Below are 19341 nucleotides of genomic sequence, written 5' to 3'. Positions count from 1 at the left end.
TGGTGCGGGCCTGGTCGGCCATGGCGCGGGTGATGGCCTGGCGGATCCACCAGGTGGCGTACGTGGAGAACTTGTAGCCCTTGGTGTAGTCGAACTTCTCGACCGCGCGGATGAGGCCCAGGTTGCCCTCTTGGATCAGGTCGAGGAAGGCCATGCCGCGGCCCGTGTAGCGCTTGGCGAGCGACACGACCAGTCGCAGGTTGGCCTCGAGCAGGTGGTTCTTGGCCCGCTCGCCGTCCCGGCCGATCCAGCGCAGGTCGCGCTCCATGTTGCGCTCGAGCTTCTCCTCGCCCTCGTCGCAGGCGCGCAGGCGCTCGGCGGCGTAGAGGCCGGCCTCGATCCGCTTGGCCAGCTCGACCTCCTGCTCGGCGTTGAGCAGCGGGACCTTGCCGATCTGCTTGAGGTAGGCGCGGACGGAGTCGGCCGACGCGGTGAGCTCGGCGTCGCGACGCGCCTGCTTGAGCGCCTCGGACTCCTCGTCGTCCCACTCGAAGTCGCCCTCGGTGGCCGAGCTGGCGGCGTCGGTCGCGGCCGCCGCGACCATGGCCGGCGGTTCCTCGACGACGACGTCCTCGATCTCGGCGGCGAGCTCCTCGGGGTCGATCTCGCCGTCGGCCGGGCCCTCCTCGCCGGGCTTGCCGGTCTTGGCCGGTCCGGCCGCCTTCTTGGCGGGACCGGCGGCCTTCTTGGCCGCGGCCTTCTTGGCGGGGGCGCCGGCTGCGGACGCCTCCTCGCCACCGTCGGACGCGGCGACCGCGGCGGCCTGCTTGGGCGCGGGTGCCGCCTTGCGGGCCGGTGCGGCCTTGGCCGTGGTGGCCTTCGACGCCGGGGTCGCGGCCCGGGCGGCGGAGACCTTGCGGCGGGTGCTCGCCGAGCCGTCGACGACCACGGTGACGCCCGCGTCGACGAGCCCGCGCAGGATCTTCTTGGCCTGGGCCGGGTTCACCTCGGCGGACTCGAGCGTGGTCGCGACCTCGGCCGACGTGAGCTGGCCCCCCGCACCCTGTGCATGCGCGATCAGGGCCTCGGTGAGAGAACGAACGTCGGCACCGTTCTGGTGGGCTTCTGTCACGAAAGACCTTCCGGAGGCGAGGATTGGCATGGCCATGAGACCAGCGCAGCGCACGGCGAAGAGGCTGGCCGGTGTGGGTGTGGGGACCCCCGGGACGCGGACGATCGGTGCTTGGGTGTCCGCGAAGCGGTGGGCAGGGGTGAATTGTAGCGCCGTCGAGCGAGATCCTCCCGTCGCAGCACGCCGCGGGGGCCGCCGACCTCGTCGATGACGGCCGGCGAGAGAATGCTATCGGCGGAAAGGGCGTACACGTGAGTGAGTTTTCGGCGGCTTCGACCCCATCGACCCCTGGCGCTTTGCTAGAGCTCGCGGTGCGGGTGGCCCGGGACGCGGCGGCGACCGCGCGGCGGATGCGGGCCGCGGCGATCGGCGATGTCCAGACCAAGAGCACGGCCACCGATGTGGTCACGGCGGCCGACAAGGCGGTCGAGCGGCAGGTGATCGAGGCACTGCGCGAGTCCCGCCCCGGTGACGGGGTGCTCGGTGAGGAGTACGGGACCACCGAGGCGGCCGAGCCGTCCGCCGGGTCGGTGCGCTGGATCCTCGATCCCATCGACGGCACCGTGAACTATCTCTACGGCCTGCCGCAGTACGCGGTCTCGCTCGCCGCCGAGCTCGACGGCGAGGTGGTCGCCGGCGTGGTCGTCAACGCGGCGACCGGCGACGAGTGGACGGCGACCCGGGGCGGCGGCGCCTGGCGCGGGGACAGGCGGCTGCACGGTTCGGCCCCCGCCGGTCTGGGGCAGGCGCTGGTCGGCACCGGGTTCGGCTACGACGCCCGGCGCCGGGCCCACCAGGGCCGGGTACTGGCCGAGTTGATCACCCAGGTGCGGGACATCCGGCGGTTCGGCGCGGCGGCGCTCGACCTGTGCGCGGTCGCCGAGGGCACGCTGGACGCCTACTACGAGAAGGGCCTCAACCCGTGGGACTGGGCGGCCGGTGGTCTGGTCGCCACCGAGGCCGGCATCGTGGTCTCCGGCCTCTCCGGTGCCGCGCCCGGCCTCGACATGGTGGTGGCCGCCTCACCGGCGATCCACGGGCCGCTGCACGACGCCCTGGCCGTCCTGGACGCCGCCGGGGGGCCGTGAGGGCGTCAGCTGTCCTTGTCGGCGGGCTTGAGGCAGGCGCCCGGCGGCACCGTCGGCTCGCCCACCTCGACCAGCGACTGGTTGACCTCGGTGGTGGTGGCGAGCTGGCGGAACTGGTTGCCGATCACGATCTCGATGACCCCGCCCTTGCGCTTGGCGCTGTAGGTCATCTTGGACTGGGCCAGGAAATACGCTCGCAGCAGCTGCGCCTTGCCCACGGTGTCCGGCCCATATTTGATCTCGGCGACGCCCTTGAGCTTGGACTTGCTCTCGCCCGGCTTCTGCGTGGTGAAGCGCCGGTTCTTGAACTCGTTGGTGACGCTCTCGGCCAGCCCGGGGGTGCCGGTGCCGTTCAGGACCTTGACGGTCACCTCGGCCGGGTCGTCGGGCAGGCCCACGTCGGCCATGGGCGCTCCGGCCGGGCAGCCGCCGCCGGCGGTGGTGCCGCCCTGGCTGTCCCGCACCAGCGCCACGATGACGAACACCACCGCGGCCACGGCGAGCACGCCGACGACGACGAGCGCTCGTACGCGCGCAAAGCTCATGGGGTTGGCTCCAGGGATTCTGAGATTTGGTGCAGCCGGGTCTGGCCCGCCGGGGAAGGGTGGGACCTGTCGAGAGGTTAACGTCTGTGCGCCAGGCATGCGGAAACAGGGATTACTTCCGGCGCGTTGACGATGATCCAGAGGCTGCTACCCCTACTTTGATGTCGCCTCGGTCACATCGGGAACAATGGGCCGCCCGTGCGCGTACATCACTGCCGCGACAGCGGTAGTGTTCCCCGCTCACCGGGGGTCTGACACGTGTCAGGGGCAGTGTCGGAAATCGTCCGGCGGAACCGGGAACCGAAACAACGTCGCGGGCGTTACTAACGCCAAGTGACACATCGATACAGGAGAGTGAAGACCGATGGCCACCGACTACGACGCTCCGCGTCGCGATGAGGTCGACCTCGGCGAGGACAGCCTCGAGGAACTCAAGGCCCGCCGAGCCGACTCCCAGTCGGGTGCAGTGGACGTCGACGAGGTCGAGGTGGCGGAAAGCTTCGAGCTTCCCGGCGCTGACCTGGCCGACGAGGAGCTCACCGTCAAGGTGCTGCCGATGCAGACCGACGAGTTCCGCTGTGCTCGCTGTTTCCTCGTTCACCACCGCAGCCAGCTGGCCGCGGAGCGGAACGGGGAGCTGATCTGCCGCGAGTGCGCCTGACCGGCGACTTCGCGCATGACGCACTACCCGGCCGCGCTTCGCGGTCGGGCGTCGGGCCGTCTCCGGGTTTGACCCGGGGTCGACACCGGGCATCACCATGACGGCATGAGCCCGCGACCGACGACGGGGAGAACGACGATGAGCGGAACGGACGACACCGCCGGGACGAACGATCCGCGGGCCCTGGAGCAGACGACTGCGCCCACTGATTCCAGCCAGGAGCTCACCGCGGTCGACGCGCGACTCGGCGAGACCGTGGCCGCCCTCACCGCCGACGACCTCGAACCGGCCGGCCGCCGGCAACTCCTCGGCCGGCTGGTCGGAGACATCCGCCGCCGCGGGTTGGGCCAGATGTTCAAGCCCAAGGCCGCGATGCGCTGGATGAGCGACGTCGTCACCGACGTCGCCCCCCACGTCCCCGTTCGTGACGTGGAGACTCTGCGACGGCACTTTCCCGGCCTCAGCGACGACGACCTGGCCGACCGCCTGATCCGCAACGCCGCGCGGTCGACGGCCGGCGTCGGCGCCGCCGGCGGTGGCGTCGCCGCGGTCGAGTGGGTCGCCCCGCCGACCCTGCTCACCGCACCCATCCTGCTCGCGGCCGAGACGGTCGCGGTGGTGGCGGTCGAGCTCAAGCTGATCGGGGAGCTGCACGAGATCTACGGGCTGCCGATCCGGGGCGGGCTCGGTCAGCGGGCCGCCCAGCTGATCCAGGCCTGGTCGCAGCAGCGCGGGGTCAACCCGTTGCTGCCCGGCGTCGGGGTGGCCTCAGTGCTCGGCACGGCCGCTCGCAAGGAGCTGCAGGGCACGCTGCTCAAGCGGTTCGGCCGCAACCTGACCACGCTGGGCCCGCTGCTGACCGGGGCCGCGGTGGCCGGCTATCTCAACCGCCGGGCCACCAAGAGCCTGGGCGAGCACGTCAAGAAAGACCTGCGCCGGGGGCGTCAGAAGATCATCGACGGTTGAGCAGCGCGGTCGCCAGCTCGACCGGGTGACGCGTGCTGACGATCCAGTAAGGCGTGGGGTCGTCGGGGTCGTCGAGCAGCACCTGGACGGCCGGACCGATCCACGGGCGCTGGACGACGAACGCGAGCGGGTGGGCGCCCACGCCCAGTGCCTCGCGCTTGCCCTCGGCGTCGAGCGCCACCACGTCCTTGATGAACTCGACCGGCAGCCGGGCGTCGTCGACCTGGAACTCGCCGTCGGTGACCGCCACGCGGATGCGGCTGATCCAGACCATGCCGGCCACGGTGAGCGGGACCAGCACGGCGAACGGCACCCAGCCCGGCATGGCCGGGAACCCGAGCAGCACCTCGACGGCCAGGATCGCCACGACGATCATCATGACCGGCCAGATCCACCAGGTCAGGTGCAGCCGCTCGCGGTAGGCGGGCGCCGCGGGTGTGCGCGCGGGGGACTCCGGTGTCACCCTGGAAGGGTACGGCGCGCCTCCGCGACCGGGCACGGCAGGATGGCATGGTGAGTGCCGCCCAGTGCCGTATCAGTCGTGGCCGTACCAGTAGCTCCCGTGAGGAATGTTCGCCTTGACCGACGTCGTGATCCCGATCCGCCTGCTCGAGAAGGATCTGCCGCTCCCGGCCTACGCCCATCCGGGTGACGCCGGGGCCGATCTGGTCGCCGCCGAGGACGCCGAGCTGGCTCCCGGGCACCGGGCCAAGGTGCGTACGGGCATCGCGGTCGCCATCCCGCAGGGGTACGTCGGCCTGGTGCATCCACGCTCCGGTCTCGCCGCCCGCCTGGGCGTGACCGTGCTCAACGCGCCGGGTACGGTCGACGCGGGTTACCGGGGCGAGATTCTGGTGATTCTGGTGAACCACGACCCGGTGAGCACCGTCAAGATCTCCCGCGGCGACCGCATCGCCCAGCTGGTCGTCCAGCGGGTCGAGCGGGCGTCGTTCCACGTGGTCGACGAGCTCGGCGACACTGCCCGCGGCGCCGGTGGCCACGGGTCGACGGGTGGGCACAGTGCGCTGCCCACGCAGCAGGCATGAGATGGAAGGTCAGTAGAGATGTTCTCCCGTAAGCGCGGTGGCCCCAAGCACGTGCGCGCGACCGACGCGCCGCCCTCCGAGGCGCTGAAGCAGAGTCTGGCCGCCGGTGACGATTCGCCGCCGCCCGAGTTCGGGCCGTGGGACGCGAGCCACGCCCCCGGCGACGTGCAGCGGCTCGACCTGGGCAGCCTGCAGATCCCGGCGGTCGACGGTGTCGAGGTGCGGGTGCAGGCCAACCCGGACGGCGCGGTCGAGCAGATCGTGCTGGTCGACGGCGAGAGCGCGCTGCAGCTGGGCGTCTTCGCGGCGCCGCGCTCCGAGGGCATCTGGAACGAGGTGCGCGCCGAGATCGCCGAGGCCATGGCCGGTGACGGCGTGTCGCCCCAGGAGGTCGAGGGGCCGTACGGGGTCGAGCTGACCGCCCGGGTGAACACCCCCGAGGGTCCGGCCGACGTGCGGTTCGTGGGCGTGGACGGGCCGCGCTGGATGGTCCGCGCGCTCTACCAGGGGGCGGCCGCGTCGGACCGCGGCCGTGAGGGCCGGCTCGGTGAGGTGCTCTCCGGTCTGGTGGTCGTCCGCGACAACGAGGCCCGCCCGGTGCGCGAGGCGCTGCCGCTGCAGCTGCCCAAGGAGATGACCGAGCAGGCGCAGAGCGAGCAGGAGGCCCAGGGCGGCCAGACCAACGGCACCCCGGTCTAGGCCGGCGGTCCCGGGGGATCGTGACAGTGGTCACCCAGGGCGTACCGTGTAGGAGCGGCACGGCATCGGTCCGTGCCGTTCATCCCGTGCGGGGCTAGGAGAGGTCATGACCACCGACGAGCGCACCGGCCTGCGCCGGTTCTTCGAACGGTTGACCGCCACCGATTCCGAGCTCGACGCCCAGGATCTGCAGCGCGAGGTCGCCAAGTGCGGCGCGATGCCGGCTGGGCAGTGCACTCGCGGGCAGGTCGTCTCGGTCAACGGGCGCTTGCGCACGGTGGCATACACTCCCCGCACGAATCTTCCGACGCTCGAGGCCGACCTCTGGGACGGCAGCGACGTCGTGACCCTGATCTTCCTCGGTCGCCGGTCGATCGCCGGCATCGAGCCCGGGCGACAGCTCACCGCGCGCGGACGCATCGCGATCCGCGACGATCGCAAGGTCATCTACAACCCGTACTACGAGCTGGAGGCGCCCCGGTGACAACCGGCAGCGAGCCGCGTCACGCCGCGCACGAAACCGTGGAGGAACGGCTCGCCGAGGAGGTCGTCGAAGAGCTCGACCTGCACCCGGTGGACCCGCCCGCCGCGTCCGGGAAGAAGGACGACGAGGAAGAGCCCTTCCCGTCGATGAGCGAGCAGATCGCCGAGCAGCTGGGCGGGGTGCGCGGGCTCATCGAGTCGAGCCTGCCGGTGCTGGCCTTCGTGGCGCTCAACGTGATCCTCGGCGACACCGTGGTGGGGCTCGAGAAGCGTACGGCGCTCTATGGGGCGATCGGCGGGGCGGTCTTCGCGGCGCTGGCCATCGGTGGCTACCGGCTGGCCCGCAAGCAGCCCGTCCGGCACGCGGTCAACGGGCTCTTCGGCATCGCGGTCGGCGCCTTCCTGGCCTGGCGCACGGGCAAGGCCGAGGACTTCTATCTGCCCGGCATCCTGCTGACGTTCGCCCAGGCTGCGGCGCTGCTGATCTCCGTGGTGGTCCGCAAGCCGATCATCGGCTATGTCTGGGGCATCATGGCCAACAAGGGCCAGCAGGACTGGTTCGGCAACGCCCGGCTGTTCCGGACCTTCCAGTGGCTCACCCTGGTCTGGGTCGCCTCGCTGAGCCTGCGGGCCGGCATCCAGTTCGTGCTCTATCAGATGGGCGAGGCGAACGCCCTCGGCATCACGCGCATCCTGATCAGCTGGCCCATCTATGCTGCCACGTTCGCCTTCACCGCCTGGGCCATCCACCGGGTGACCAGTAGTCAGCAGAAGGACGAGGCGGCGGCCTAGCCGAGCTCGCGGCCCTCGAGGCCGAGCACGACGGCGCGGATCTGGTCCTCCACCTCGGCGGTGCAGACGAAGATCAGCTCGTCGCCGGCCTCGAGCGAATCGTCGGCCGAGGGCACCATCACCCGCTTGCCGCGCAGGATCGCCACCAGCGCCGAGTCGCGGGGCAGCGGCACGTCGCGGACGGGCTGGCCCTCGTACGGGGCGTTGCGGGGCAGGGTGATCTCGACCAGGTTGGCCTCGCCCTGGCGGAACGTCATCAGGCGGACGAGGTCGCCCACCGTCACCGCCTCCTCGACCAGGGCGGCCATCAGGCGCGGCTTGCTGACCGACACGTCGACGCCCCACTGCTCGGTGAACAGCCACTCGTTCTCGGCCCGGTTGACCCGGGCCACCACCCGCGGCACCGCGAACTCGGTCTTGGCCAGCAGGGAGACCACCAGGTTGGCCTTGTCGTCGCCGGTGGCGGCCACCACGACGTCGCAGCCGGCCACGTCGGCCTCCTCGAGGCTGCTGAGCTCGCAGGCGTCGGCCAGCACCCACTCGGCCTCGGGCACCCGCTCGGGGCGCAACTGGCGCGGCTGGCGCTCGATCAGCATGACCTGGTGGCCGTTGCCGATCAGCTCCTGCGCGATCGACCGCCCGACATTGCCGGCCCCGGCGATGGCGATCCGCATGGTCACTGCCCTTCCTGGTCGGCGCCGCACGCGATGTCCAGCACGGCGCCCACCGTCTCGTCGGTGACCAGCATGAAGACCTGATCGCCGTCCTGGAGCACGGTGGACGCGGTGCCCAGCGTGCCCATGCCGAACCGCATCAGATAGGCCACCCGGGCGCCGGAGCGCTCCTCGAGCGACTTCAGCGTGCGGCCGACCCAGTCGCGGTGCAGCGGCGCCTCGACGATCGAGACCACGCTGGTCGGGTCGCGGAACACCTCGACGGTGCCCTCGGGCACCAGGTGGCGGACCATCCGGTCGGCCGCCCAGCGGATCGTGGCGACGGTCGGGATGCCCAGCCGCTCGTAGACCTGGGCCCGTTTCTGGTCGTAGATGCGGGCCACGACCCGGGAGACGCCGAACGTCTCGCGGGCCAGCCGGGCCGAGATGATGTTGGAGTTGTCGCCGCTGGAGACGGCCGCGAAAGCGTCCGCCCGCTCGATGTCGGCGGCTCGTAGCACGTCGCGGTCGAAACCGATGCCGGTCACCGTGATGCCGCCGAAATCGGAGCCCAGCCTGCGGAAAGCATCCGAGTTCTGATCGATGACGGCGACCGAGTGGCCCCGTTCGGAGAGTTTGTGGGCGAGCGTCGAACCGAGCCGGCCGCATCCCATGATCACCACGTGCACGTCTCGTGTCCTCCCCGATGGGTGTGCTGAGTGAGAGATTGCCATGCGTCCGCCAGGGGCGGTGGCCGGGGCGGGGTACGAGTCCCCGCGGGCCGCCGTACGCTTTGCACTCGTGGCCAGTACGACCTCCCTCGCGAAGCGGCTGCTGCTGGGCCGGCCGTTCCGGTCGGACCGGTTGCAGCACACTCTGCTCCCCAAGCGCATCGCCCTGCCGGTGTTCGCCAGCGACGCGCTCTCCAGCGTGGCCTACGCGCCCGACGAGATCCTGCTGACGCTGTCGATCGCCGGGGCCGGTGCCTTCTACATCTCCCCGTGGATCACCTTGGCCGTCGCCGTCGTGATGGTCACCGTGGTCGCCAGCTACCGGCAGAACGTGCACGCCTATCCGTCCGGCGGCGGTGACTACGAGGTCGCCACGGTCAACCTGGGGCCCCGGGCCGGCCTGGGGGTGGGCAGCGCGCTGCTGGTCGACTACATCCTCACCGTGGCCGTGTCGAGCGCGGCCGGGGTCAACAACCTGGGCTCGGTGGTGCCGTTCGTCGCCGACCACAAGGTGGGCTTCGCGATCGGCGCGATCGCCGTGCTGACCGCGCTCAACCTGCGCGGGCTGCGCGAGTCCGGCACCGCCTTCGCCGTACCGACCTACCTGTTCATCGTGGTGATCGTCGGGATGATCCTGACCGGTCTGTTCCGGGTCTATGTCCTCGGTGACGACCTGCGGGCGCCCAGCGCGGGCCTGGTGATCACGGCCGAGGAGGACCATCTCACCAGCTTCGGCTTCGCCTATCTGCTGTTGCGGACGTTCTCGTCGGGTTGTGCGGCGCTCACCGGCGTCGAGGCCATCTCGAACGGTGTGCCCGCCTTCAAGCCGCCCAAGAGCAAGAACGCCGCGACCACGCTGCTGCTGCTGGGCGGCCTGTCGATCGTCATGCTGGTCGGGATGGTGCTGCTGGCCCAGGCGACCCACCTGCAGTACGTCGAGGACCCGACGCTGCAGATCGTCTCCGGCCCGGCCGACTACGTGCAGAAGACGGTCACCGCGCAGCTGGGCGAGACCGTGTTCGGGGCCGGGTCGATCCTGCTCTACCTGGTCGGCGCGGTCACCGCGCTGATCCTCTTCCTGGCCGCCAACACCGCCTTCAACGGCTTCCCGGTGCTCGGCTCGATCCTCGCCCAGGACCGCTATCTGCCCCGCCAGCTGCACACCCGCGGCGACCGGCTGGCCTTCAGCAACGGCATCGTCTTCCTGGCCATCGCGGCGATGGTGCTGGTGGTGGCGTTCCAGGCCGAGACGACCCGGCTGATCCAGCTCTACATCGTGGGCGTCTTCGTGTCGTTCACCCTGTCGCAGGGCGGCATGATCCGGCACTGGAACCGGCTGCTGCGCACCCAGCGCGATCCGGAGCGACGACGCCGGATGGTCCGGTCGCGGGCGATCAACACCTTCGGCATGGGCCTGACCGGCGCCGTCCTGATCATCGTGCTGATCACCAAGTTCCTGCTCGGCGCGTGGATCGCGATCGCCGCCATGGTGGTCATCTACGGGCTCATGCTGGCCATCCGCAAGCACTACACGCGGGTCTCGCGTGAGCTGGAGCCGACCGAGGAGCGCCCCGTGCTGCCCTCCCGCAACCACGCGGTGGTGCTGGTCAGCAAGGTGCACATGCCGACCCTGCGGGCGGTGGCGTATGCGCAGGCGACCCGGCCCGACACGCTGACCGCGGTCACCGTGAACGTGGACGACAAGGACACCCGGGCGATCCAGGAGGAGTGGGAGCGCCGCCAGATCCCGGTGCCGCTGACCGTCGTCGACTCGCCGTACCGGGAGATCACCGGCCCGATCATCGACTTCGTCAAGGGTGTGCGGCGGGGCTCCCCGCGCGACGTGGTCACCGTCTTCGTGCCCGAATACGTCGTCGGCCGCTGGTGGGAGAACCTGCTGCACAACCAGAGCGCGCTCCGGATCAAGGGCCGGCTGCTGTTCGAGCCGGGCGTGATGGTCACCAGCGTGCCGTGGCAGCTGCGCTCCAGCCAGGACCGCGACCTCGACCGTTTCGACCAGAGCCTGACCCGGGTGCCCGCGCGCGGTCCCCGGGTACGCCCAGCCGAGCCCGAACCTGAGCCCGAACCTTCCGCCGACCGAACCCCGGAGTCGCACTCTTGATCACCACCGGACCCGACCTCGTCGAAGGCGACCGTGTCGAACTCACCGTGGGCGCGCCCGCGCACGGCGGACACTGCGTCGCGCGACTGGGCGGCGAGCACGGCCGCGTCGTCTTCGTGCGGCACGCGCTGCCCGGCGAGCGGGTGACCGCCGAGATCACCGAGGTGCACAAGGGCTTCCTGCGGGCCGACGCGGTCACGATCCACGAGGCCTCGCCCGACCGGGTCGAGCCGCCCTGCCCGTACGCCCGTCCGGGTGCCTGCGGCGGCTGCGACCTTCAGCACGCTTCCGGCGAGGCACAGCGACAGTGGAAGAAGGCCGTCGTCGAGGAACAGCTCCGGCGGTTGGCCGGGCTTTCCTGGGACGTACGCGTCGAGGAGCTGCCGAACGAGGCCGGGCGGACCGGGCCCGACAGCTCGGGGCTGCTCGGCTGGCGGAGCCGGGTCCGGTATGCCGTCGACGCGGCCGACCGGGCCGGTCTGCTGAAACACCGTTCGCACGAGGTGGTGGCGATCGACCGGTGCCGGATCGCGCACCCGGCCATCCAGGCGCTCGACGTGCTGAAGCTCGAATGGCCCGGCACCGACGCCGTGGCCGCGGTGGCGACGACCGGCGGCGACGTGGCGGTGCTGTCCCGGCCTGCCTCGGGCGGGGGTGTGCTTCCGCCGGACGATCCGGCCGACGGCACGGCGCTCGGCAACAACGGGCAGGTGCGGGTGTCCGGTCCGGAGGAGGTCACCGAGGTGGCGGCCGGCCGGCGCTGGCAGTTGCCGCCCGACGGCTTCTGGCAGGTGCACCCGGCCGCGGCGCAGACGCTGGCGGCCGCGGTGGTGGAGTTGCTGCAACCGGCCGAGGGTGAGGTCACCTGGGACCTCTACGGCGGTGCCGGCCTCTTCGCGGGTGCGGTCGCCGAGCGCACCCACGGGCGGACGACCGTGGTCGAGTCGTCCCGGGCGGGCGTCGTCTCGGCCCGGCGGAACCTGGCCGATCTGCCCTCGGCCGAGGTGGTCGAGGCGCGGGTGGAGGCGGCGCTGTCCCGCCGCCGGGTCACCGGGCCGGTCGACCTCGTGGTGCTCGACCCGCCGCGGGCCGGCGCCGGGGCCAAGGTGGTGCGCTCGGTGGCCGAGGCCGGACCGCGGGCAGTGGCCTATGTGTCCTGTGACCCGGCCTCGCTGGCCCGGGACATCGCCACCTTCCAGGGGCTGGGCTGGAAGCTGACCACGCTGCGGGCCTTCGACTGTTTCCCGATGACCCAGCACATCGAGTGTGTGGCCCTGCTGGAGCCGGCCCCGGAGTCGGCTGTGGAGCCAACCTCGGAGCCGGCAAGCTGACAGCTCACCGGCCGGGTCACCCGGCTGTGGCGACCGCCCGCTCAGCCGCGTTGATGGCGTTGCGGAACAACATCGCGACGGTCGTCGGGCCCACCCCGCCCACCCGTGGCGTGATGGCCCCGGCGACCTCGGCGCACTCCTCGGCCACGTCGGGCAGCAGGCGCTTGCCCGCGTAGCGGACCCCGGCGCCGATCACCGTCGCGCCCGGCCGGACGTGCTCGGGCTGGATGATGCCGGGCACACCGGCCGCGGCGACCAGGATCTCGGCCCGGCGGGTGTAGCGGTCCCAATCCGGTACGCCGGTGTGGACCACGGTCACGGCGGCGTTGGCGGTCGGCCGCTTCTGCGCCAGCAGCATGGCCAGCGGGCGGCCCAGGGTGGCGCCGCGGCCCAGGATGACGACCTCGCGGCCGGCGACCGGAATGTCGTAGTGGGCGAGCAGTGCCTCGATGCCGGCCGGGGTGCAGGGCAGCGGGCCGGGCAGGCCGATCGCGAGCCGGCCCATGTTGAGCGGGTGCATGCCGTCGACGTCCTTGTCGGGGTCGAGGGTCTGCAGCGCGGCGTCGTAGTCGAGGTGGGCCGGGATCGGGTACTGGATGAGCACCCCGTGCACGCTGGTGTCGGCGTTCAGCTCGGCGATGACCTCGTACAGCTGCTCCTGGGAGATGTCGCCCGGCAGATGCCGATGGGGTGAGGCGAAGCCGAGCTCGGCGGCCTGCCGCTGCTTGATGCGGATGTATCCGGCGCTGGCGTCGTCGTCACCGACCAGCACGGTGGCCAGGCTGGGCGTGACGCCCTGGGCGGTGAGCTTGGCGGCGCGCTCGGAGACGTCGGCCAGGACAGCCTCGGCGACCGGAGCGCCGGGCAGAAGGCGTGCGGACATACGACTCCCTCGTCGCACGGGGGCCCAGGCGGTCGACACCCCGTGACAGGCTCCCCGATGGTCTGTGCCCATCCCCGGTGCCGCCAGTCGCGTCCGTCAAGCATGCCCGACGCGGTCCAAGCCTTTGATACCGGGTTGTTACTGTGCGGTAGATCACCAGGGGAACGCAGGTCAGGCACATGTGTCGGTTGTGTGTAGGACCTGGTCCCGGCTCTTCGGCCGGGATGCGCTGTCGCAGCACGCCGATAGACTTCGGCGTCATGAGCGACCTCTCCGCCTCCGACGGCATCCTGGCGAGCATCACCTCACCGGGTGACCTCAAGCGCCTGACCACCGAGCAGCTGACCCTCCTGGCGGCGGAGATTCGTGACTTCCTGGTGGCCAAGGTGTCGCGCACCGGCGGCCACCTCGGCCCCAACCTCGGTGTCGTCGAGACCACGCTGGCCATCCACCGGGTCTTCGACTCGCCCCGCGACCGCGTGCTCTTCGACACCGGCCACCAGGCCTATGTCCACAAGATCGTCACCGGCCGGCAGGACGGCTTCGACCTGCTGCGCCAGCGCGGCGGGCTCACCGGTTACCCGAGCCGGGCCGAGAGCGAGCACGACCTGATCGAGAACTCGCACGCCTCGACCGCGCTGTCCTACGCCGACGGCCTGTCCAAGGCGTTCGCGCTGCGCGGCGAGGACCGGCACACCGTGGCCGTGGTCGGCGACGGCGCGCTCACCGGCGGCATGTGCTGGGAGGCGCTCAACAACATCGCCGCCGCCAAGAACCGGCTGGTCATCGTCGTCAACGACAACGGCCGGTCCTATTCGCCGACCATCGGCGGCCTGGCCGACCACCTCTCCACGCTGCGGCTCAACCCCGGCTACGAAAAGGTGCTCGACCTGGTCAAGGACGCGCTGGGCTCGACCCCGGTGGTGGGCAAGCCGGTCTACGAGGTGCTGCACGCGGTCAAGCGGGGCATCAAGGACGCGGTCAGCCCGCAGCCGATGTTCGAGGACCTGGGCATCAAATACCTCGGCCCGGTCGACGGCCACGACGTGCAGGCCATGGAGTCGGCGCTGCGCCGGGCCAAGGGCTTCAACGCCCCGGTCATCGTGCACGCGGTGACCCGCAAGGGCTACGGCTACCGGCCCGCCGAGCAGGACGAGGCCGACTGCCTGCACAGCCCGGGCGCGTTCGACGCCGAGACCGGCAAGCTGCTGGGCGCGTCCAAGCTGAAGTGGACCAGCGTCTTCGCCGACGAGCTGGTCAAGATCGCTGATGAGCGGCCGGACGTGGTGGGCATCACCGCCGCCATGGCCGAGCCGACCGGCATCGCCGCGCTGGCCAAGAAATACCCCGAGCGGGCGTACGACGTCGGCATCGCCGAGCAGCACGCGGTGACCAGTGCGGCCGGGCTGGCCATGGGCGGCCTGCACCCGGTGGTCGCGGTCTACGCCACCTTCCTCAACCGCGCCTTCGACCAGGTGCTGCTCGATGTGGCGATGCACGAGCTGCCGGTCACGTTCGTGCTCGACCGGGCCGGCATCACCGGTCCCGACGGGCCCAGCCACTACGGCATCTGGGACATGAGCGTCTTCGGGGTCGTCCCCGGCCTGCGCATCGCGGCGCCGCGCGACGAGGCCACGCTGCGGGAGGAGCTGCGCGAGGCGATCGCGGTCGACGACGGCCCGACGATCGTCCGCTTCCCGACCGGTGCCGTCCCGGCCGCTCTGCCCGCGGTGCGCCGCGCCGGTCAGATCGACGTGCTGCGCGAGGACGAGCGCAAGGACGTGCTGCTGGTCGCGGTCGGCTCGTTCGCCGGGCTCGGCCTGGACGTGGCCGGTCGGCTGGCCGAGCAGGGCTTCGGGGTCACCGTGGCCGACCCGCGCTGGGTGCGCCCGGTGCCGATCGAGCTGACCGGCCTGGCCAGTCAGCACCGTCTCGTGGTCACGCTGGAGGACGGCATGCGGGCCGGCGGCGTGGGTGACGCGGTGGCGAGTGCCCTGCGCGACGCGGGGGTCGAGGTGCCGCTGCGCGACTTCGGCGTACCGGCCGGGTGGCACCCGCACGGCACGCGGACCGAGATCCTGACCGAGCTCGGCCTCACCGCTCAGGACGTGGCCCGCGACGTCATCGAGTGGGTGTCGAAGCTGGCCGACCAGCCGGAGCTTCAGCACAAGGCGTGATGCGAGGCGCGATAATTTGGTGATTGCCCCGCGAAACGGACCGGCGTGGGGCGATGCCGTTATCTGCTCGTTACCTTTGAGGCATGACGGTGCAGAGCAACACGGTGATCATCGATCTGGGCCTGGAACGTGGGGAACCCGATTCGTATGACTCGCCGCAGCGCTCGACCTTCCCGGGGTGGTTCCCGGCCGCCGTCCTGACCACCCTCATCCTGCTCACCGCGGGTGCCTCGATGGCGCCCGCCAAGGCCGCGCTGACCGAGGTGTTCAGCCTGTCGGTGGGGCCGGCCGACGCGTACGCGCTGACCGAGGACGGCCGGCTGCTCGCCCAGAGCTTCGGCATGCTCAGCGCCTACGACCTCGACAACGGCGCGACCCAGTGGGAGGCCGGGCAGACCGCCCCCGCCTTCCGGCTGCGGCTCGGCTCCGGCCTGGTGCTGATGCGGCCGTGGACGGTCGGCTCCCGCGACCCGGGCACCACCGCGATCTCGCTGGCCGACGGCACCCGGCAGTGGCGCCGGTCGGGCAACGTGGTCACCCTGGCCGGGTCGCCGACCCTGCTCGCCGCCTCGCCCACCCGCAGCATGGGGGGCGTCGCCCGGCGGGTGCAGGGACCGGTGGAGGCGATCGACCCGGTCACCGGGCGCACCCGCTGGACCGTCGACGTGCCGTCCAGCGCGGTGCTCACCGGGCTGCCCGGGCCGGGCGACTCCGGCACCCGCATGCTGCTGGTGCACGACAACCGGACGATGGCCGTGCACGACCTGGTCACCGGGGAGCGGCTGGTCACCGCGGCCGTCCCGCCCGCCGACTACGACCCGACCAACCCGGCCGTGGTCGACGGCGTCGTGCTGCTGCGGCACCCCGGCCGGCCGGACATGGAGTTCTCGGCCTACGACGGGACGACGCTGCGCAACCTGTGGTCGCAGCCGGCCGGCGGCTACTACGACATCGAGGCCTGCGGGGTGCTGGCCTGCCTGTCCGGGCCGGACGGGATGCGGGCGATCGATCCGGCGACCGGGGACGTGCGGTGGACCAACCCGGGCTGGCGGGGCATCCAGCAGTACGGCAAGTCGTTCGTGGCCTACGGGACGGCCGAGAACACCCAGCCGCTCGGTCTGATCGATCCGGACACCGGGCAGCTTCAGGTCGATCTCACCGGGTGGCGCCCGATCTACGGCGCCGGCAGCGAGGATCACCTGCTGGTCACGCGTTCGGAGTCGGACGGAGGTCGTACGATGGTCGCCGTCGCCCGACCGGGCGAGGTGCAGCCACGGCTGCTGGGGCCGCTGCCGGCCGGCACGGGTGATTGTCAGGCCGCGCCCGAGCGGCTGGTCTGCCGCTCGATGTACGGCCAGCTCGTCGTCTGGGCGTACGACCGGAAGGGGTAAGCGTTGGCGGTGATCGAGCTGGACCTGACCGCCCAGCCCGACCCCACGCTCACCACTGCGCCGCCCGCCCACCGATACCGCCTGCCCGGTCTGCTGCTGGTCGCCGTCCTGCTGCTCGCGGCCGGCGGCGCGGCGCCCGTCCTGCCCGTGCTCTGGCGCTACCTCGGCGCCGTGCCCGCCCCCGGCGGCCCCGAGGCGCCGTTCCAGCTGGCCGGCGGTCAGGTCTACACGTTCGCCGCGGTGTCCGAGACCGAGCGGGTCACCACCGCCTGGAGCCTGGCCGAGCCGCCCCGCGAGCTGTGGCGCAAGCGCCTCCCGGCCCGGCCCGAGAGCGATCTCGGGATGACCGGGCTCGAGGCCCGGCCGGCCGGCGACGCCGTGCTGCTGGGCGACGGCACCCGGACCACCGTCGTCGACGCCCGGACCGGGGCCACCCGGTGGACCTCGCCGACGTCGATCGCACCGCTGCCCGGCGGCCGCGTCGGGGTGGTGCAGGGGCATCAGTTCCGCGACGACACCGTCTACGACCAGGCGTCCGGCGAGCCGGGCATGCTCTATTTCTCGGCCACCGGCGAGCCGCACACCGAACCGCCCCTGCGCACCGACGTCCGCGGGGTCGACCTGGCCACCGGCCGCACGCTCTGGACCGTGAGCGCCGCCGGCTCGGTCAACGTCGACGTGGTCCCGGGCGACGAACCGGCCGTGCTGCTGCTCTCGTCCGACCGGCTGCGGCGCATCGACGGCGACACCGGCAAGGTCGAGGCGAGCGTGCCCCTGCCGCCCGTCGACGGCGCTCCACCCATGAGCAGCGTCCTCGTCGACGACCTCCTGACCGTCTCCTACGGTGTCGACGGGATCGCCACCGCGGAGGCCAACTACTCCGTCGAGACCCTCGAGCGGAGCTGGTCGCGGCCGGTGCCCAAGATCGTGCTCGAACCGGCCGGCTGCGGCGGCCTGATCTGCTCGGGCGACCGGCGGGCGCTCGACGTGCTCGACCCCCGCACGGGAGAGGCCCGCTGGCGGGCCCCGGCCGACGTCGACCTGTGGAAGTACGGCGGCTACGTGCTCGAGGTGGACGTCGAGTCGGGCCTGCCGATGCGCCTGGTCGACCCGGGCACCGGGCAGACCCAGGTCGACCTGGCCGGCTGGCGGGCCGAGGTGATCGGTGAACCCGGCCGGCCGATCGTGCTGCGGCGCAGCCTCGATCAGGGGGCCAGCGCGTTCGGCGTGGTGCTGTCGCGCCGGGCCGCGATCCAGCCGCTGGGGCTGACCGGCGGACCGGTCAGCGACTGCACCTCCGACGAGAGCCACGTGGTGTGCCGCACCGACGGCGGACTGCGAATCTGGGCCTATCAGGCCTGACCGGCCCGGCGCACAATGAGTGGGGGGTGCGCCCGTGCCGGACCACGTGATCGAACTCGGCGAGCTGCCCCGCGAGGCACCGCCGGCCGCCGCCGAGGCCGACCAGCCGGTCCCGCGCCGGGCCCTGCTCGCGCTGCTGTCCCTCATCCTGCTCGCCCAGCTGGCCGCGGGCGCGCCGTTCCCGGTTATGCGGCCGCCGGCCATCGTGCCGGCCCGGCTGGGCGACACCATGTTTCTCGGCGCCGACCGGATGCTGCTGGTCAGCGGGTCGGCCACACTCGTCGCCCAGGTGAGCCGGCGGATCGTCAGCACCTACGCCCTGCCGGGCGCCCGGCTGCTCGACCGGACCACGGTCACCGTCTCGGGCGCCGTCAACCAGGTGATCCTGGCCGGTGACACGATGGTCGTGTCCTATCAGGTCGACGCCAGCGGCATCTGGGCCACCGTGGCGGTGGCCGAGGGCACCGACCACACCCGGTGGCGGCAGACGGCCCGCCTGATCGCGGTCTCGCCGGCCCGGGATCTGGTGCTGCTCGGCACCGACGACTGGGTGCACGGCGTCGACCTGCGGACCGGGGCCACCCGCTGGACATTGCGCCGGCCGTCGGACGGCTACATCGCCGAGACCGGCTGGGCCGGGGACTTCCCGCGCTGGCTGGTGCTGCTGACCGACTCGGGGCGGCTGGAGAGCCGGGACCCGTACACCGGCGCGCTGATCGCGAGCCGGGCGCTGCCGACGCGGCCGGCCCGGGCCAACGGGCTGATCTGGCCGGTCGACGACCTGGTGATGGCCGACGAGGGGCGGGCCGGGTTCGCGGCGTACCGGTTGCCGGATCTCACCTTCCGCTGGCACACCCGGGCCGACCTGTCGACGAGCTGGATGCAGGCCGGCTGCGGGCGGCTCATCTGCACCTTCCGGCACCAGCGGGGGATGACCGCCCTCGACCCCGCAACCGGGCGCGAGCTCTGGCGGTCGGACCTTTACGCGTACGCCGAAGGAATTGGCGACCATCTGCTGGCCACCCGGGCCGAGCGGGGAGCGGACGAGCCCGCCCTGTGGGTGGTCGACCTGCAGACCGGCGCGGCCCGGGGGAACTTCGGCCGGTGGGAGTTCCTGGCGCCGACCGGGGACGGGCGCTTCTACGCCAAACTCGACGTCCGCGGGGCCTACCTCGTGCACTACGGGATCCTCGACCCGGCCACGCTCGCGGTCCGCCTGCTCGGCTCGGCCGACGACGTGTCGAACAGCTGCCAGGTCGCCTCGGACCGGCTCATCTGCCGCCTGGTCGACGCGAACGTCGCCCTGTGGCCACTTCGGTAGCCTTCACTCATGGCCTCT

Annotated in this window: 19 protein-coding genes and 1 riboswitch; of the genes, 13 read left to right on the top strand and 6 right to left on the bottom strand. The window is 71.9% G+C overall.

All coding sequences use genetic code 11. The features are described from left to right. The coding region (locus NAG42_RS42410; protein ID WP_438872528.1) for a sigma-70 family RNA polymerase sigma factor at positions 1–1072 on the bottom strand (1072 nt) is incomplete at its 3' end. 251 nt (positions 1073–1323) lie between these two features. Between NAG42_RS42410 and NAG42_RS42405 the strand changes: the two genes are divergently transcribed. Then, positions 1324–2160, top strand: a complete 837-nt coding sequence (locus tag NAG42_RS42405) for an inositol monophosphatase family protein (protein ID WP_438872527.1) — start codon at positions 1324–1326, stop codon at positions 2158–2160. A 5-nt stretch (positions 2161–2165) separates the two neighbouring features. Here NAG42_RS42405 and NAG42_RS42400 read toward each other — a convergent pair whose 3' ends face one another. Next, positions 2166–2705 carry a LytR C-terminal domain-containing protein gene (locus NAG42_RS42400; protein ID WP_250038190.1) on the bottom strand — a complete coding sequence of 180 codons (540 nt, stop codon included), beginning with the start codon at positions 2703–2705 and terminating at the stop codon, positions 2166–2168. Between the two features lie 364 nt (positions 2706–3069). On the opposite strand from NAG42_RS42400, the gene NAG42_RS42395 reads away from it, so the two are divergent. After that, entirely contained in the window at positions 3070–3366 is a 297-nt protein-coding gene (locus NAG42_RS42395) for a DUF4193 domain-containing protein (RefSeq protein WP_015624762.1), read from the top strand. A gap of 138 nt (positions 3367–3504) precedes the next feature. Next, positions 3505–4332 carry a hypothetical protein gene (locus NAG42_RS42390; protein ID WP_250038189.1) on the top strand — a complete coding sequence of 276 codons (828 nt, stop codon included), beginning with the start codon at positions 3505–3507 and terminating at the stop codon, positions 4330–4332. Here the strand turns inward: NAG42_RS42390 and NAG42_RS42385 are convergent. Then, entirely contained in the window at positions 4319–4795 is a 477-nt protein-coding gene (locus NAG42_RS42385) for a DUF3093 domain-containing protein (protein ID WP_250038188.1), read from the bottom strand. The two genes, NAG42_RS42390 and NAG42_RS42385, sit on opposite strands and share 14 nt — an antisense overlap. A gap of 115 nt (positions 4796–4910) precedes the next feature. Here NAG42_RS42385 and dut point away from each other — a divergent pair, with 115 nt between their 5' ends. The 4 genes from dut to NAG42_RS42365 all read left to right on the top strand — a co-directional run bounded on the left by dut (position 4911) and on the right by NAG42_RS42365 (position 7352). Further along, on the top strand, positions 4911–5378 hold the full coding sequence (gene dut / locus NAG42_RS42380; protein ID WP_250038187.1) for a dUTP diphosphatase: 468 nt from the start codon (positions 4911–4913) through the stop codon (positions 5376–5378). A gap of 18 nt (positions 5379–5396) precedes the next feature. Beyond that, complete coding sequence (locus tag NAG42_RS42375) at positions 5397–6077, top strand: DUF3710 domain-containing protein (RefSeq protein ID WP_250038186.1); 681 nt, start codon at positions 5397–5399, stop codon at positions 6075–6077. A 106-nt stretch (positions 6078–6183) separates the two neighbouring features. Continuing rightward, the gene (locus NAG42_RS42370) at positions 6184–6561 is read left to right on the top strand and encodes an OB-fold nucleic acid binding domain-containing protein (RefSeq protein WP_250038185.1); all 378 of its coding nucleotides are present in this window, start codon (positions 6184–6186) and stop codon (positions 6559–6561) included. Beyond that, complete coding sequence (locus NAG42_RS42365) at positions 6558–7352, top strand: DUF3159 domain-containing protein (protein WP_250038184.1); 795 nt, start codon at positions 6558–6560, stop codon at positions 7350–7352. Before NAG42_RS42370 ends, NAG42_RS42365 begins: the two co-directional genes overlap by 4 nt. Here the strand turns inward: NAG42_RS42365 and NAG42_RS42360 are convergent. After that, on the bottom strand, positions 7349–8032 hold the full coding sequence (locus tag NAG42_RS42360; protein WP_250038183.1) for a potassium channel family protein: 684 nt from the start codon (positions 8030–8032) through the stop codon (positions 7349–7351). The two genes, NAG42_RS42365 and NAG42_RS42360, sit on opposite strands and share 4 nt — an antisense overlap. After that, on the bottom strand, positions 8029–8694 hold the full coding sequence (locus tag NAG42_RS42355; RefSeq protein WP_250038182.1) for a potassium channel family protein: 666 nt from the start codon (positions 8692–8694) through the stop codon (positions 8029–8031). The genes NAG42_RS42360 and NAG42_RS42355 overlap by 4 nt, the downstream gene beginning before the upstream one ends. Positions 8695–8806: 112 nt before the next feature. On the opposite strand from NAG42_RS42355, the gene NAG42_RS42350 reads away from it, so the two are divergent. Both NAG42_RS42350 and NAG42_RS42345 read left to right on the top strand, forming a co-directional pair. Next, on the top strand, positions 8807–10858 hold the full coding sequence (locus NAG42_RS42350; RefSeq protein WP_250038181.1) for an APC family permease: 2052 nt from the start codon (positions 8807–8809) through the stop codon (positions 10856–10858). Further along, positions 10858–12189, top strand: a complete 1332-nt coding sequence (locus tag NAG42_RS42345; protein ID WP_250038203.1) for a class I SAM-dependent RNA methyltransferase — start codon at positions 10858–10860, stop codon at positions 12187–12189. Before NAG42_RS42350 ends, NAG42_RS42345 begins: the two co-directional genes overlap by 1 nt. Before the next feature lie 16 nt (positions 12190–12205). Here NAG42_RS42345 and NAG42_RS42340 read toward each other — a convergent pair whose 3' ends face one another. Beyond that, on the bottom strand, positions 12206–13072 hold the full coding sequence (locus NAG42_RS42340) for a bifunctional 5,10-methylenetetrahydrofolate dehydrogenase/5,10-methenyltetrahydrofolate cyclohydrolase (RefSeq protein WP_250038180.1): 867 nt from the start codon (positions 13070–13072) through the stop codon (positions 12206–12208). A gap of 15 nt (positions 13073–13087) precedes the next feature. Next, positions 13088–13173, bottom strand: a riboswitch (ZMP/ZTP riboswitch). Positions 13174–13332: 159 nt separating this feature from the next. Here NAG42_RS42340 and dxs point away from each other — a divergent pair. The 4 genes from dxs (at position 13333) to NAG42_RS42320 (ending at position 19323) form a co-directional block, all read left to right on the top strand. Next, positions 13333–15249: a 1-deoxy-D-xylulose-5-phosphate synthase gene (dxs, locus tag NAG42_RS42335; protein WP_250038179.1), complete on the top strand. Its 1917-nt coding sequence runs from the start codon at positions 13333–13335 to the stop codon at positions 15247–15249. 83 nt (positions 15250–15332) lie between these two features. Then, complete coding sequence (locus NAG42_RS42330) at positions 15333–16640, top strand: outer membrane protein assembly factor BamB family protein (RefSeq protein WP_250038178.1); 1308 nt, start codon at positions 15333–15335, stop codon at positions 16638–16640. 9 nt (positions 16641–16649) lie between these two features. Next, complete coding sequence (locus NAG42_RS42325; protein WP_250038202.1) at positions 16650–18002, top strand: outer membrane protein assembly factor BamB family protein; 1353 nt, start codon at positions 16650–16652, stop codon at positions 18000–18002. 34 nt (positions 18003–18036) lie between these two features. After that, on the top strand, positions 18037–19323 hold the full coding sequence (locus NAG42_RS42320) for a PQQ-binding-like beta-propeller repeat protein (RefSeq protein ID WP_250038177.1): 1287 nt from the start codon (positions 18037–18039) through the stop codon (positions 19321–19323). The last annotated feature ends 18 nt before the right edge of the window (positions 19324–19341 follow it).

Source organism: Paractinoplanes maris (assembly GCF_023544465.1).
GTDB classification, from domain to species: domain Bacteria; phylum Actinomycetota; class Actinomycetes; order Mycobacteriales; family Micromonosporaceae; genus Actinoplanes; species Actinoplanes maris.
This window is presented reverse-complemented; position numbering and strand designations above follow the sequence as displayed.

Coding starts and splice junctions, on each gene's coding strand:
- dxs (WP_250038179.1), top strand. CDS start 13,333: ATGAGCGACCTCTCCGCCTCCGACGGCATCCTGGCGAGCATCACCTCA.
- NAG42_RS42395 (WP_015624762.1), top strand. CDS start 3,070: ATGGCCACCGACTACGACGCTCCGCGTCGCGATGAGGTCGACCTCGGC.
- NAG42_RS42330 (WP_250038178.1), top strand. CDS start 15,333: ATGACGGTGCAGAGCAACACGGTGATCATCGATCTGGGCCTGGAACGT.
- NAG42_RS42370 (WP_250038185.1), top strand. CDS start 6,184: ATGACCACCGACGAGCGCACCGGCCTGCGCCGGTTCTTCGAACGGTTG.
- NAG42_RS42340 (WP_250038180.1), bottom strand. CDS start 13,072: ATGTCCGCACGCCTTCTGCCCGGCGCTCCGGTCGCCGAGGCTGTCCTG.
- NAG42_RS42390 (WP_250038189.1), top strand. CDS start 3,505: ATGAGCGGAACGGACGACACCGCCGGGACGAACGATCCGCGGGCCCTG.
- NAG42_RS42375 (WP_250038186.1), top strand. CDS start 5,397: ATGTTCTCCCGTAAGCGCGGTGGCCCCAAGCACGTGCGCGCGACCGAC.
- NAG42_RS42400 (WP_250038190.1), bottom strand. CDS start 2,705: ATGAGCTTTGCGCGCGTACGAGCGCTCGTCGTCGTCGGCGTGCTCGCC.